Origin of the sequence: Citrobacter enshiensis (genome assembly GCF_029338175.1) — a bacterium.
Lineage (GTDB): Bacteria > Pseudomonadota > Gammaproteobacteria > Enterobacterales > Enterobacteriaceae > Citrobacter_D > Citrobacter_D enshiensis.
In genome coordinates, this window is the sequence record NZ_CP119862.1 from 558,497 (window position 1) to 572,468 (window position 13,972).

The following is a 13,972-nucleotide window of genomic DNA, read 5'->3' on the forward strand; positions in this document are numbered from 1 at the left end:
GACTTGCATTCCGCTAAAGGAAAGGCGTTAATAAGAAAAACGAAATGAAACGAAAGATTTACTAAAGGATTTTTTATGAGTAATACCGACGCTTCTGCAGATAAGCGGGTAACGGGTACCAGCGAAAGGCGTGAGCAGATTATTCAGCGGTTGCGGCAGCAGGGAAGTGTGCAGGTAAACGATCTTTCAGCATTGTTCGGGGTTTCCACGGTCACAATCCGCAACGATCTGGCGTTTCTGGAAAAACAGGGAATTGCCGTTCGAGCTTACGGCGGCGCGCTGATTTGCGATAGTAATATGCCTGCCGCGGAACCTTCTGTTGAAGATAAAAGTTCGCTTAATACGGCGGTGAAACGCAGTATTGCCAGAGCGGCCGCGGAACTGATCAAACCCGGGCATCGCGTGATCCTTGACTCCGGTACTACCACCTGTGAAATTGCCCGCATGCTACGCCAGCATACCGATGTGATAGCGATGACCAACGGTATGAACGTTGCCAATGCGTTACTCGAAGCAGATGGGGTTGAACTGCTGATGACGGGCGGGCATTTGCGTCGTCAGTCGCTGTCGTTTTACGGCGATCAGGCGGAACAGTCGTTGCAAAATTACCACTTTGATATGCTGTTTCTCGGCGTCGATGCGATCGATTTAGATCGCGGTGTCAGCACGCACAACGAAGATGAGGCCAGACTTAATCGCCGAATGAGTGAAGTGGCGGAACGGATTATCGTCGTCACAGACTCCAGCAAATTTAACCGTTCCAGCCTGCACAAAATTATTGATATGCAGCGTATTGATATGATTATTGTTGATGAAGGTATTCCCGTTGAGTGTCTGGAAGCATTACGGAAGATGGGTATTGATGTGATTCTGGTTGAGAATTAAAACTCCCTCTTGCACTGGAAGAGGCCTTTCGGGGCGCATTTGACAATATTTATCGTACCTCGCGCAACATTGTGGCCACGCTGGCAGTCGGAATGCACAGTGCGGGGTGACAAGGGCACGCAAACCCTCTATACTTCGCGCCGAAGCTGACCAGACAGTCGCCGCTTCGTCGTCGTCCTCTTCGGGGGAGACGGGCGGAGGGGAGGAAAGTCCGGGCTCCATAGGGCAAGGTGCCAGGTAACGCCTGGGGGGTGTAACAGCCCACGACCAGTGCAACAGAGAGCAAACCGCCGATGGCCCGCGCAAGCGGGATCAGGTAAGGGTGAAAGGGTGCGGTAAGAGCGCACCGCGCGGCTGGTAACAGTCCGTGGCACGGTAAACTCCACCCGGAGCAAGGCCAAATAGGGGTTCATAAGGTACGGCCCGTACTGAACCCGGGTAGGCTGCTTGAGCCAGTGAGTGATTGCTGGCCTAGATGAATGACTGTCCACGACAGAACCCGGCTTATCGGTCAGTTTCACCTCTTAAAGAACCCCGCTTCGGCGGGGTTTTTGCTTTTACGGGGCAGGAAAGATGAATGACTGCTCACGACGCTATACCCAAAAGAAAGCGGCTTATCGGCCAGTGTCACCTCATTATGTAAAAACCCGCTTCGGCGGGTTTTTACTTTTACAGGGCAGAGAGGATGAATGACTGCCTACGACGCTATACCAATAGGGGCGTTGAAATCAAATTACATCTTCGGAATACACGATTTCAGCATTAGGATGTATTTTCACCAGCGATGCTGGCAGGGACGTCGTCACGTTACTTTTAAGTAACTTGTCAAAGATCTCCTTTTTATGCTCGCCAGTCACCATCAAAATGACTTTTTTGGCTGACATAATTTCCTGCAATCCTAACGATATACCAAATTCAATATTATTCTTACCCGATACCATAGGATGTGCTTTTGAAGCCGAGTGCAGCGTAACTTTACTGACGTTTACTGGCAAGCCGTCGTTAGGTTCGATAAAACCAATATGCCCGTTCATACCCAGACCAATAATACATAAGTCAGGATTCTTCATGGAGTCCATTACTTCCTGAATACGTTCAACTTCGGTTTCCGGTAATTCACCGCCATCGAACGCGATGTAGTTTTCTGGTTGAATACCCCATGGCTTAACAACATGTTCAGTTAAATAGTGCTCACACGAGTCTTTATCCGAATTACTGAGACCCACCCATTCATCTAACTTAATGATTTTTGCTTTGCTGGCAGGACTGGACAGCATTGACGGTACCATATCAAATGCTTTAGTCGGTGTTCCACCTGAAGCAAGAATAAATGAAGCGTCTTCTTTTCTCGCGATAGTGTCGGCAATCTGTTGTGCTACATGGGCCGCAACATCTTCCTGGGTCGTTAATTTAACCAATTGCATCAGTTAACCTCTTTTCATATTTCGTGTAAATTCAAGAATGCCTGAATCAGTGATTGAGACGGTGTATTCAAATACACCATTCTCATTTGAACCGATGCGAATAACGCTCATCATGGGGGTGGGTTCATTCACCTCAAAAATTTTGCACTGCTCTTCATTGAGAATAATGGGCGTGAGCTTTTCTTTAATGCTCATTTCGCCGCTCTTGCCGATATCATCAAGGGCCCGGTACAAGCCAACCTGTTCAACATGTTCAATATTAAGCAAGTTAAATGTTGATTGCAGAAGATAGGTATCTTCAAGAACAGCCAGAGAGTCGTTGACATAACGACGACGGGATATGACTGCAAAACATTCATCTGCGGCAACACCAAAAATATTTGCGACAAACGCAGACTTTAGAAAATCAACTTTCTCAATAATGGTTTTATGTTTCAGGCCTTTTTTATCCACATCCTGAGTAAAGCTCAACTCAGGTTCGACCTCCTCACGGAGCATCGGAATAGTCACAATATTACCAATGCCCTGTTTCGAGACGAGGTAGCCACGCTCAATCAGGTAAGCAATAGCGCTACGTATGGTTGAGCGGCTGCATTGATATTTTTCTTTTAGCATCAATTCTGACGTTAATTTATCACCTTCCTGTAAACCGCGAATCTCTTCTAAAATCAGTTCAGAAATCTGCAGATACTTCGGCAATAAATGTTTAGATTCCATCGTCTTCTTCCTCAATGGATATCTGCGTATCTTCTATAACAAACGCAGATATTGATTCTTTCCCCTGCTCTAACACTATTTCAACCAGTTCAGGCATGGTATCGACGTCATCGCGAGCTTCGATAGCGGCCACCACCATATTGAAATTTGTACCGGTTAGAACCTCAATGTCATAACCTTTTAGTTTTAACTCTACTGACTTATTAAATGGGGTACCACCCTTCATGTCAGTAAGAACTAAAAATGCAGAGTTCTGTTCCTGAGATGTCACCAGACATTCCAGTTGTTCCATGAACACGACTGAAGACATATCGTAGGCATAGGGAACGGCATAAAAATTGTCTACATCGCCCAGTACGCCTTTAATCAGACTCTGTAACCCTTGAGAGAATTCTCCGTGGCCGCTAATGATCACTACAACGTTCATTACACAATCCCCGCAGCGGCGCCAATGATTGAAAGTGCTGTGATGGCGCCAATCATGACCAGCGGTTTGACTTTTTTGATCTTAACGGCGTAGAACACTGCGATGGCGACCAGCGCAGGCAGTAAGTTAGGCATCACGGCATCAAGCAGATCGCTTTGCAGTTTAACCACCATGTCTCCGGCATCGAGCGTTAGCGGTGTCGATATTGAAATATAGGATGCCATCAGGCCGCCTATCACCGTCATCCCAAGAATGGTGGCGGTACGTGAAAGCTGTGCGGAAACCGTCTTGATGTTGGCAAAGGCCTTTGTGCCATTTTTGTAGGCAAAGTGCATCAGGCCAAAACGGATCGAAAACTGAATCACGAAGAAGCTGATCAGATAAAAGAACGGCGCGAACACGTTACCGTGGCTTGCCAGACTCGCGGCAATACCGGCAATGATGGGGATCGCCGTCGCCCACAGTAACGAGTCACCTAAACCTGCCATTGGCGCCATCGCGCTGATTTTAATGCTACGGATAACGTCAGGCGCCGCTTTCTTACGTTCGGCGGCCAACGCCAGGCCAAAAGCAAATGTGGGCACAAAGGTGTTGGTGTTGAAAAACTCACTGTGCAAATTCAACGACTTTTTAAGATCGTCAGGATTGGTGTGGATCTTCTTCAATGCGGGCAGCATTGAGTAAATGACACCGCCTGCCTGCATACGCTCGTAGTTAAAACTGGTATTCAACAGCATTGAGCGCCAGCACACCTTATTTAAGTCTGCTTTGGTTAATTCAGGCGCTTCAGTTTGGTCGATAAAATCGCTCATCTTAGATCCCTTCTTCTTCGGCTTCTGGCGCCGTTTTAGTCATAGTCTGCTGACGATGTTGATTAGAAAAGAAATCGTAAGCGGCGAAACAACCCCCAAAGATAGCCAGCGCGAGGATCGGCATCTTCAGGTAACTCACTGCGGCGAAACCGGCAATCAGGAACAGGATATGCTGGCGTTGCCACATCATTTTAAGCAGCATGGCGAAACCAACGGCAGGCAGGATCCCACCTGCGACGCTCAGACCGTGGATGACAAACTCAGGTAACGATTTGATGAAGCCGGAGGCTTGTTCGGCGCCAAAGTAAATCGGAATAAAAGCGACAACAAAGTACAAGATGAAGGCGAGGCTAAGACCCGTCCATTGAGTACGGGCAAAACCAGAGAAATTCATGGTTTCGATATAGCGATCGTTTTTATGCATGTACACCGCAAGGAAAGTACAAAATGCGGTCATGATCGCCTGCATCAGGATGGCGAATGGCACCGCCAGAGCAACAGATACCTTTGGATCGAGCCCGCTCACAATCGTGAACGTTACGCCGATAACGGTACCGATCACCATGTTAGGGGGTTGGGCGCCGCCAAATGCCGCAGTCTGACCCAGAAAGACCAATTCCAGAATCGCACCGACCATCAAACCTGTTTTGACGTCACCCAGCACCAGACCAATCAAAAAGCCAACCACCACCGGGCGATAGGTTTGAAACTGCTCAGCAAACGAATCCGCACCGGTAAATGCGGCAACAAGCGCAATGAGCAAAACTGTTGTTAATTCCATGAAATTTAACCTTTGTAGACTTGTTTGCTGTCATTAGGCGTCAGTGCGTAGTACACATTAATTCCCTTGCTGACCAACGCATCCAGGGCCGCTTTCTCTTCAAGGTTTACGTGATAGGACTTGTAAACTTTGATGTCGTGCTCGGTGGAATAAGCGCGATTCCCCAGGTTGATCTCTTTGATCGGCACGCCGTTTTCAACAAGCTTTAACGCATCCAGCGGGTTATCAGCCAGCAGCAGAATGTGTTGTTTCTGTGATGCCTGGTGAATGACATCGATCGTTTTTTGGACTGAAAAATAGCGAACCCCAACCCCTTCTGGCGCGGCAATGGATATCAACTGTTTTCTCATTTCATCTTCGGCTACAGCGTCATTGCAGATAACAACCAGATTTGACTGTGTATGCGGAATCCATCCCGTCGCAACCTGACCGTGAATGTAGCGGTCATCTAAGCGGGTGTGCACGATATTCACCATGGTTCATTCTCCAGACCGTTGAGTGATTATTTGTCCGGATGTCCGGACAAGTGCAATTATCAACCATAACCCAGGATAAAAATGAGAAAGCGGTCAAAAAATAGAACAAAATGAAAATCCATTTCAGAACAGAACGGTGATCGCTGAAAACATCGGTGGCGGGGCGCGAGGGACTGAGAGCGCGAGATCTCGTTGAATTGTGTCTCTCTGGCTACCTTCTCTGAGGCTCTTTGTAGCGTAAGGGCAACGGAAAATCGGCCAGAATTCCCGCTCATTTTGCGGTTTCGTGGTGAACGAAAATGGTCAAGGATGAGGGACGTTCTTACCTCGGGAAACCAGCATTGTGTCCGTTCAGATCTTGTTTAGCGGATAATGTACTCGTTGATGGCATGAATTTAGCGCTCTCTGAGCGTAGTAAACGGGGGGACACCGGGTAATAAATCGGCATATTTGAAATAGCGCGGACAGTATTCATCTGGAGAGATTTCTTGTTTTGTGACGATTAACACAAAACGCTACCACTGCGTATTTTTGCCAGACAAAAGAAATGCTGATGATCAAAATCACAAAATTACACGCTGCTAAAATTGACAAATAAAGTGTTAAAATATTGTTTGAAATGATAATAAAGAGTGTTGAATGGTTTAACAAATGATAAATATAATATTTTTTTACAAACAAACCAGGTAAAAAAATGTGATGTGCCACAATTTTTAACGGCAATCTTGTCCTGCTTATACGGATAGTTGATAAATTACTTTATAAATTTAAATGTAAATTTGCGTGATAATTACGCTGTAATTGCTTGAATTATCGTCGGTGTGGTCTTTTGAAAATAACCTCTGAAACGCAGGTGTTATCGCCATAAAATATCGTTATCCCCTGCGTTTTTTCTTGATAAAAGTCCTGTCAAAGTCGCACTAGTCTTGTCTATCATGATGATTTGTAAGTGTTTATTTTGAAAAATATAGGTCTGATAAATGTAAGGTAAGGTAATTTGTGAGTGGTCGCACATAACCACATAACTTTTATTTGGTACACTTCCTGCCGTCAATAAAGTAATTAATGCAGGCCGATATGAATACTATTCTTCTCCCTAAAACACAGCACTTAGTGGTCTTTCAGGAAGTCATTAGAAGCGGTTCTATCGGCTCGGCTGCAAAAGAATTAGGATTAACTCAGCCAGCGGTCAGCAAAATTGTCAGTGATGTTGAAGCCTATTTTGGTGTTGAGTTAGTCGTTCGTAAAAATACGGGCGTGACATTGACGAGTGCGGGTCAGGTATTGTTGTCCTGGTCCGAAACAATCACCCGTGAAATGAAAAACATGGTGAATGAGATGAACAGCATGACCTGCAATACGGTCGTCGACGTCTCGTTTGGTTTTCCTTCGCTGATTGGCTTTACTTTCATGTCAGACATGATTCACAAGTTTAAAGAGGTGTTCCCGAAAGCGCAGGTTTCTATGTACGAAGCGCAGCTTTCCTCTTTTCTACCTGCGATTCGTGATGGCCGACTGGACTTCGCTATCGGTACGCTGAGTGATGAGATGAAACTGCAAGATCTGCATGTGGAGCCGCTCTTTGAATCCGAGTTTGTGTTGGTTGCCAGCAAGTCCCGAACATGCACCGGCACCACTACGCTGGAATCGTTGAAGAACGAACAGTGGGTGTTGCCGCAAACGAATATGGGCTACTACAGCGAACTCCTCACCACGTTACAAAGAAATGGCATCAACAGCGAAAACATCGTTAAAACAGACTCTGTTGTCACCATTTATAATCTTGTTCTCAATGCTGATTTTCTGACCGTCATTCCCTGCGATATGACCACACCTTTTGGTTCAAATCAGTTTATTACTATTCCTGTTGAGGAGACTTTACCGGTTGCGCGTTATGCCGCGGTATGGTCTAAGAATTATCGAATTAAAAAGGCAGCATCGGTTTTGGTTGAATTAGCCAAAGAATATTCATCATATAATGGTTGCAGACGAAAGCAATTAATCGAAATTAACTGAATTTAGTTTTAATCCGTAATTGACGCCATGTGTCTGAATATCAGACATTGGTAACAGCTATTCATATTAGTTTAATACCCAGGTAAGAGGTTTTCATGCACATTACATACGATCTCCCGGTTGCTATTGAAGATGTCATCGAAGCGAAAAAAAGACTTGCGGGCAAAATCTATAAAACGGGGATGCCTCGCTCCAACTATTTGAGTGAACGTTGCAAAGGTGAAATATTCCTGAAGTTTGAAAATATGCAACGTACAGGCTCATTTAAAATCCGTGGCGCATTTAATAAACTCAGCTCTTTAACGGAAGCGGAAAGACGCAAAGGTGTTGTGGCCTGTTCTGCGGGTAACCACGCGCAAGGTGTTTCTCTCTCCTGTGCCATGCTCGGAATTGACGGCAAGGTTGTCATGCCTAAAGGCGCGCCGAAGTCTAAAGTCGCGGCCACCTGTGACTATTCTGCAGAAGTAATCCTGCACGGCGACAACTTCAACGACACGATTGCCAAAGTCAGCGAAATTGTTGAAACCGAAGGGCGTATTTTTATTCCACCGTATGATGATCCGAAAGTGATTGCCGGTCAGGGTACAATTGGCCTGGAAATCATGGAAGATTTATATGATGTCGATAACGTGATTGTCCCAATTGGCGGCGGCGGATTAATTGCAGGTGTTGCGATTGCAATTAAATCCATCAACCCGACCATTAAAATTATCGGCGTACAGTCTGAAAACGTACACGGTATGGCGGCATCTTACCATGCCGGTGAAATAACCACGCATCGAACGACCGGCACCCTGGCGGATGGTTGTGATGTCTCTCGCCCGGGTAATTTGACCTATGAAATTGTTCGTGAATTAGTTGACGACATCGTACTGGTCAGCGAGGACGAAATTCGCAGCAGTATGATTGCGTTAATACAGCGTAATAAAGTTGTCACCGAAGGCGCTGGTGCTCTGGCTTGTGCAGCATTATTAAGCGGGAAATTAGATAGCTATATCCAGAACAGAAAAACAGTCTGCATTATTTCTGGCGGTAATATCGATCTTTCTCGTGTATCTCAAATTACTGGTTTAGTTGACGCTTAATATTTCGTTGAGGATAGGATATGAGTACTACTGATAGCATTGTATCCAGCCAGACAAAACAGTCGTCCTGGCGCAAATCGGACACCACCTGGACACTGGGTTTATTTGGTACAGCCATCGGCGCAGGGGTGCTGTTCTTCCCTATCCGCGCAGGTTTTGGCGGACTGATCCCCATTCTGTTGATGCTGGTGTTAGCGTACCCCATCGCGTTCTATTGCCACCGTGCGCTGGCGCGTCTGTGCCTTTCCGGTTCTAACCCTTCCGGAAACATCACAGAAACGGTTGAAGAGCACTTTGGTAAGACGGGCGGCGTGGTCATCACGTTCCTGTATTTCTTCGCGATTTGTCCGCTGCTGTGGATTTATGGCGTCACCATTACCAACACCTTTATGACCTTCTGGGAAAACCAGTTGCAGATGCCAGCGCTTAACCGTGGCTTCGTGGCACTGTTCCTGCTGCTGCTGATGGCATTCGTCATCTACTTCGGTAAGGATCTGATGGTTAAAGTGATGAGCTTCCTGGTATGGCCGTTCATTGCCAGCCTGGTGCTGATCTCTCTGTCGCTGATCCCTTACTGGAACTCTGCAGTTATCGATCAGGTGGATCTCAGTAATATCGCGTTGACCGGGCATGACGGCATTCTGGTTACCGTATGGCTGGGTATTTCCATCATGGTGTTCTCTTTCAACTTCTCGCCGATTGTTTCTTCCTTCGTGGTCTCTAAACGCGAAGAGTATGAGAAAGATTTCGGTCGTGAGTTTACTGAGCAGAAATGTTCCAAGATCATCTCCCGCGCCAGTATGCTGATGGTTGCCGTGGTTATGTTCTTCGCTTTCAGCTGCCTGTTCACGCTCTCTCCGCAAAACATGGCGGAAGCTAAAGCGCAGAACATTCCGGTACTTTCTTACCTGGCGAACCACTTTTCTTCACTGTCTGGCACGAAATCGACGTTCGCGACCATTCTGGAGTACGGTGCTTCTATTATCGCACTGGTTGCCATCTTCAAATCCTTCTTCGGCCACTATCTGGGCACCCTGGAAGGTCTGAACGGTCTGGTACTGAAGTTTGGTTATAAAGGCGATAAAACCAAAGTATCACTGGGCAAACTCAACACCATCAGCATGATCTTCATCATGGGTTCCACCTGGGTTGTGGCCTACGCCAACCCGAACATTCTGGACCTGATTGAAGCCATGGGTGCGCCGATCATTGCATCGCTGCTCTGCCTGCTGCCGATGTACGCCATCCGTAAAGCGCCGTCTCTGGCGAAGTACCGTGGTCGTCTGGATAACGTGTTTGTTACCGTCATTGGTCTGCTGACCATTCTGAACATCGTGTACAAACTGTTTTAATCCTTAAACGCAGGATGAGTAGTGAAATGAATGAATTCCCGGTAGTTTTGGTTATTAACTGTGGATCATCTTCAATTAAGTTTTCAGTGCTGGATGCAACCCATTGTGATGTTTTGATGGCGGGTATTGCGGACGGGATTAATTCTGAAAATGCTTTTTTGGTCGTGAATGGGGGAGAGCCAGCGCAGCTGGCTCACCACAGCTACGAAGGTGCATTCCAGGCGATAGCCGTTGAACTGGAAAAACGTAATTTAATCGATAGCGTGGCCTTAATTGGCCACCGTATCGCCCACGGCGGAAATATCTTTACTGAGTCAGCCATTATCACTGATGAGGTTATTGAAAATATTCGCCGGGTTTCTCCTTTAGCACCATTACACAATTACGCGAATTTAAGCGGAATTGAATCGGCAAAGCAGCTGTTCCCTGGTGTTCAGCAGGTGGCCGTTTTTGATACCAGCTTCCATCAAACGCTGGCGCCTGAAGCTTACCTGTACGGTTTACCGTGGAAGTATTTTGAAGAGCTGGGTGTGCGCCGTTATGGATTTCATGGCACATCGCATCGCTACGTTTCGCAACGTGCGCACGATCTCCTCGAACTTCAGGAGCAGGATTCCGGTCTGGTGGTTGCCCATCTCGGCAATGGCGCGTCAATCTGCGCGGTCCGTAATGGACAGAGCGTCGATACCTCGATGGGGATGACGCCTCTGGAAGGGCTGATGATGGGCACTCGCAGCGGCGACGTGGACTTTGGCGCAATGGCGTGGATAGCCAGCGAAACCAACCAGACGCTGAGCGACCTTGAGCGTGTGGTCAACAAAGAGTCCGGCTTACTGGGTATTTCGGGTCTGTCTTCTGATTTACGCGTGTTGGAAAAAGCCTGGAATGAAGGCCATGAACGCGCACAGCTGGCGATCAAAACGTTTGTGCATCGCATTGCGCGACATATTGCTGGCCATGCTGCGTCGTTACATCGTCTGGACGGCATTATTTTCACCGGCGGCATCGGTGAGAACTCTGTCTTAATTCGCCGCCTGGTGATTGAACATCTGGCCGTACTGGGCGTGAGTGTAGACAGCGATATGAACAGTCTGCCTAATTCCCATGGCGAAAGAATTATCTCAGGCAAAGAGGCCCGTGTTATTTGCGCTGTCATTCCCACGAATGAAGAAAAAATGATTGCACTCGATGCGATTCATTTAGGCAAAGTTAACGCCCCCGTGGAATTTGCATAACTTATTTGTTGTTCTGTAGAGAGATTATTTTTCATGAAGGTAAATATCGATACCAGCGATATGCTGTATGCCGACGCCTGGCTTGGCTTTAAAGGTACGGACTGGAAAGAAGAAATTAATGTCCGTGATTTTATTCAGCACAACTATACGCCATATGAAGGGGATGAATCTTTCCTTGCAGAAGCGACCCCGGCAACCACAGCACTGTGGGAAAAAGTCATGGCGGGAATTCGTATTGAAAACTCAACCCATGCCCCGGTTGATTTCGATACCAATATAGCGACAACGATCACCGCGCATGATGCGGGATATATTGAACAAGAGCTGGAAAAGATCGTCGGTCTGCAAACGGATAAACCGCTGAAGCGTGCCCTGCACCCATTTGGCGGCATCAATATGATCAAAAGCTCGTTTGATGCTTATGGTCGTGAGATGGATGCCGATTTTGAGTACCAATATACTGAACTGCGTAAAACCCATAACCAGGGCGTGTTCGACGCCTACTCTCCGGATATGCTGCGCTGCCGTAAGTCCGGCGTATTAACCGGTCTGCCAGACGGCTATGGTCGTGGTCGTATTATTGGCGATTACCGTCGCGTTGCGCTGTACGGTATCCGCTATCTGGTGCGTGAGCGTGAACAGCAATTTGCCGATCTCCAGTCGAATCTGGAGTGGGGGCAGAATCTTGAGGCGACGATTCGCCTGCGTGAAGAGCTGTCTGAACACCGTCGTGCACTGCTGCAAATGCAGGAAATGGCCGCCAAATACGGTTGCGACATCTCCCGTCCGGCGCGTAATGCGCAGGAAGCCGTACAGTGGGTTTACTTCGCCTATCTGGCTGCGGTGAAATCGCAGAACGGCGGTGCAATGTCACTGGGCCGTACCGCGTCGTTCCTTGATATCTACATCGAACGCGACTTTAAAGCCGGCGTCCTGACGGAGCAGCAGGCACAGGAACTGATCGACCACTTCATCATGAAGATCCGTATGGTGCGCTTCCTGCGTACGCCGGAATTCGACACCCTGTTCTCCGGCGACCCTATCTGGGCGACCGAAGTGATCGGCGGGATGGGGCTGGACGGTCGCACGCTGGTGACCAAAAACTCCTACCGTTACCTGCATACGCTGCACACCATGGGGCCAGCGCCAGAACCAAACCTGACCGTGTTGTGGTCAGAAGCGCTGCCGATTGCGTTTAAAAAGTATGCTGCACAAGTCTCTATCGTCACCTCATCATTGCAGTATGAAAACGACGATCTGATGCGTGCTGATTTCGACAGCGACGATTATGCCATTGCCTGCTGCGTGAGCCCGATGGTGATCGGCAAGCAAATGCAGTTCTTTGGCGCCCGAGCCAACCTCGCGAAAACGCTGCTGTACGCAATCAACGGCGGTGTCGATGAGAAGCTGAAAATCCAGGTTGGGCCGAAAACGGCGCCATTGATGGATGACGTGCTGGATTACGACACGGTGATGGAAAGCCTGGACCACTTTATGGACTGGCTGGCGGTGCAGTACATCAGCGCCCTGAACATCATCCACTACATGCATGACAAGTACAGCTACGAAGCTTCACTGATGGCGCTGCACGATCGCGATGTTTATCGGACGATGGCGTGCGGAATGGCAGGCTTGTCCGTCGCAGCGGATTCCCTCTCTGCAATCAAATATGCACGAGTGAAACCGATTCGTGATGAAAACGGACTGGCTGTCGACTTTGAAATTGAAGGCGACTACCCGCAGTACGGGAATAACGACGAACGTGTGGACAGCATTGCCTGCGATCTGGTTGAACGCTTTATGAAGAAAATTAAAGTGTTGCCAACCTACCGTAACGCAGTGCCGACGCAGTCCATCCTGACCATCACCTCCAACGTGGTGTATGGCCAGAAAACCGGGAACACCCCGGATGGTCGTCGCGCCGGTACGCCGTTCGCACCAGGGGCTAACCCGATGCATGGCCGTGACCGTAAAGGGGCAGTAGCGTCGCTGACATCGGTAGCAAAACTACCGTTCACCTACGCCAAAGACGGTATTTCGTACACCTTCTCCATTGTGCCGGCGGCGCTGGGTAAAGATGACGGCGTACGCAAAACCAACCTGGTTGGCCTGTTGGACGGTTACTTCCATCATGAAGCGCACGTTGAAGGTGGACAGCACCTGAACGTGAACGTGATGAACCGTGAAATGCTGCTGGATGCCATTGAGCACCCGGAAAACTATCCAAACCTGACAATCCGTGTCTCCGGTTACGCTGTGCGCTTCAATGCGCTGACCCGCGAGCAGCAACAGGATGTCATTTCGCGTACTTTCACCCAGGCGATTTAACGCCGGAGGCGATATGAGAAAGAGTATTGAGACCCAACGTGCTCCGGGGGCCATCGGCCCCTACGTACAGGGCGTCGATTTAGGCAGTATGGTGCTGACGTCGGGTCAGATCCCGGTTTGCCCACAAACGGGCGCGGTCGCAGAAAACGTGGCCGATCAGGCACGTCAGAGCCTTGAGAACGTGAAGGCAATCGTGGTTGCAGCCGGGTTAGAGGTGGGCAGCATCGTGAAAACAACCGTCTTCATTACCGATATGAATGACTTTTCCACTATCAATCAGGTTTACCAGCAGTTCTTTGACGAACATCAGGCTATCTATCCCGCGCGCAGCTGCGTTCAGGTTGCCCGTCTGCCGAAGGACGTGAAACTGGAGATTGAAGCCATCGCGGTGCGCAGCGCGTAAGTCATCCCCTGCGGGGCGATCGTCAGGATCG

At 48.3% G+C, this 13,972-nt stretch carries 13 protein-coding genes, 1 other RNA gene and 1 pseudogene; 9 read left to right on the forward strand and 6 right to left on the reverse strand.

What is annotated here, in order from left to right; genetic code table 11:
- Positions 1–75: 75 nt before the first annotated feature.
- From P2W74_RS02710 to rnpB, 3 genes and pseudogenes are all read left to right on the forward strand, one after another.
- Positions 76–885, forward strand: coding sequence for a DeoR family transcriptional regulator (locus P2W74_RS02710; protein WP_276293789.1), 810 nt, complete (start codon positions 76–78; stop codon positions 883–885).
- Positions 886–899: 14 nt separating this feature from the next.
- Positions 900–995 (forward strand): annotated as a pseudogene (locus P2W74_RS02715) (hypothetical protein); the annotation flags it as partial.
- A gap of 32 nt (positions 996–1,027) precedes the next feature.
- Positions 1,028–1,408: RNase P RNA component class A (gene rnpB / locus P2W74_RS02720), an RNA gene on the forward strand.
- A gap of 205 nt (positions 1,409–1,613) precedes the next feature.
- Here the strand turns inward: rnpB and P2W74_RS02725 are convergent.
- From P2W74_RS02725 to P2W74_RS02750, 6 genes are read right to left on the reverse strand one after another with little or no spacing between them, the layout of a single operon-like run.
- A complete protein-coding gene (locus P2W74_RS02725; protein WP_276293790.1) occupies positions 1,614–2,309 on the reverse strand; it encodes a 6-phosphogluconolactonase in 696 nt (231 codons plus the stop codon).
- A gap of 3 nt (positions 2,310–2,312) precedes the next feature.
- A complete protein-coding gene (locus P2W74_RS02730; RefSeq protein ID WP_192613581.1) occupies positions 2,313–3,026 on the reverse strand; it encodes a GntR family transcriptional regulator in 714 nt (237 codons plus the stop codon).
- Positions 3,016–3,453, reverse strand: a complete 438-nt coding sequence (locus P2W74_RS02735; RefSeq protein ID WP_276293791.1) for a PTS sugar transporter subunit IIA — start codon at positions 3,451–3,453, stop codon at positions 3,016–3,018. The genes P2W74_RS02730 and P2W74_RS02735 overlap by 11 nt, the downstream gene beginning before the upstream one ends.
- Entirely contained in the window at positions 3,453–4,265 is an 813-nt protein-coding gene (locus P2W74_RS02740) for a PTS system mannose/fructose/sorbose family transporter subunit IID (protein WP_276293792.1), read from the reverse strand. The genes P2W74_RS02735 and P2W74_RS02740 overlap by 1 nt, the downstream gene beginning before the upstream one ends.
- Before the next feature lies 1 nt (position 4,266).
- Positions 4,267–5,046 (reverse strand): PTS mannose/fructose/sorbose/N-acetylgalactosamine transporter subunit IIC, encoded by a 780-nt coding sequence (locus P2W74_RS02745; RefSeq protein WP_192613578.1) that lies wholly within the window; start codon positions 5,044–5,046, stop codon positions 4,267–4,269.
- Between the two features lie 5 nt (positions 5,047–5,051).
- The gene (locus P2W74_RS02750) at positions 5,052–5,522 is read right to left on the reverse strand and encodes a PTS system mannose/fructose/N-acetylgalactosamine-transporter subunit IIB (protein ID WP_276293793.1); all 471 of its coding nucleotides are present in this window, start codon (positions 5,520–5,522) and stop codon (positions 5,052–5,054) included.
- Between the two features lie 1,077 nt (positions 5,523–6,599).
- On the opposite strand from P2W74_RS02750, the gene tdcA reads away from it, so the two are divergent.
- The 6 genes from tdcA (at position 6,600) to P2W74_RS02780 (ending at position 13,941) form a co-directional block, all read left to right on the forward strand.
- Entirely contained in the window at positions 6,600–7,538 is a 939-nt protein-coding gene (tdcA, locus tag P2W74_RS02755; protein WP_276293794.1) for a transcriptional regulator TdcA, read from the forward strand.
- A gap of 95 nt (positions 7,539–7,633) precedes the next feature.
- Positions 7,634–8,623, forward strand: coding sequence for a bifunctional threonine ammonia-lyase/L-serine ammonia-lyase TdcB (gene tdcB, locus P2W74_RS02760; RefSeq protein ID WP_276293795.1), 990 nt, complete (start codon positions 7,634–7,636; stop codon positions 8,621–8,623).
- A gap of 20 nt (positions 8,624–8,643) precedes the next feature.
- Complete coding sequence (tdcC, locus tag P2W74_RS02765) at positions 8,644–9,975, forward strand: threonine/serine transporter TdcC (protein ID WP_276293796.1); 1,332 nt, start codon at positions 8,644–8,646, stop codon at positions 9,973–9,975.
- A 26-nt stretch (positions 9,976–10,001) separates the two neighbouring features.
- On the forward strand, positions 10,002–11,210 hold the full coding sequence (tdcD, locus tag P2W74_RS02770; RefSeq protein WP_276293797.1) for a propionate kinase: 1,209 nt from the start codon (positions 10,002–10,004) through the stop codon (positions 11,208–11,210).
- A gap of 33 nt (positions 11,211–11,243) precedes the next feature.
- A complete protein-coding gene (gene pflB, locus P2W74_RS02775; protein WP_276293798.1) occupies positions 11,244–13,538 on the forward strand; it encodes a formate C-acetyltransferase in 2,295 nt (764 codons plus the stop codon).
- Between the two features lie 13 nt (positions 13,539–13,551).
- Entirely contained in the window at positions 13,552–13,941 is a 390-nt protein-coding gene (locus P2W74_RS02780; RefSeq protein WP_276293799.1) for an enamine/imine deaminase, read from the forward strand.
- Positions 13,942–13,972: the final 31 nt, after the last annotated feature.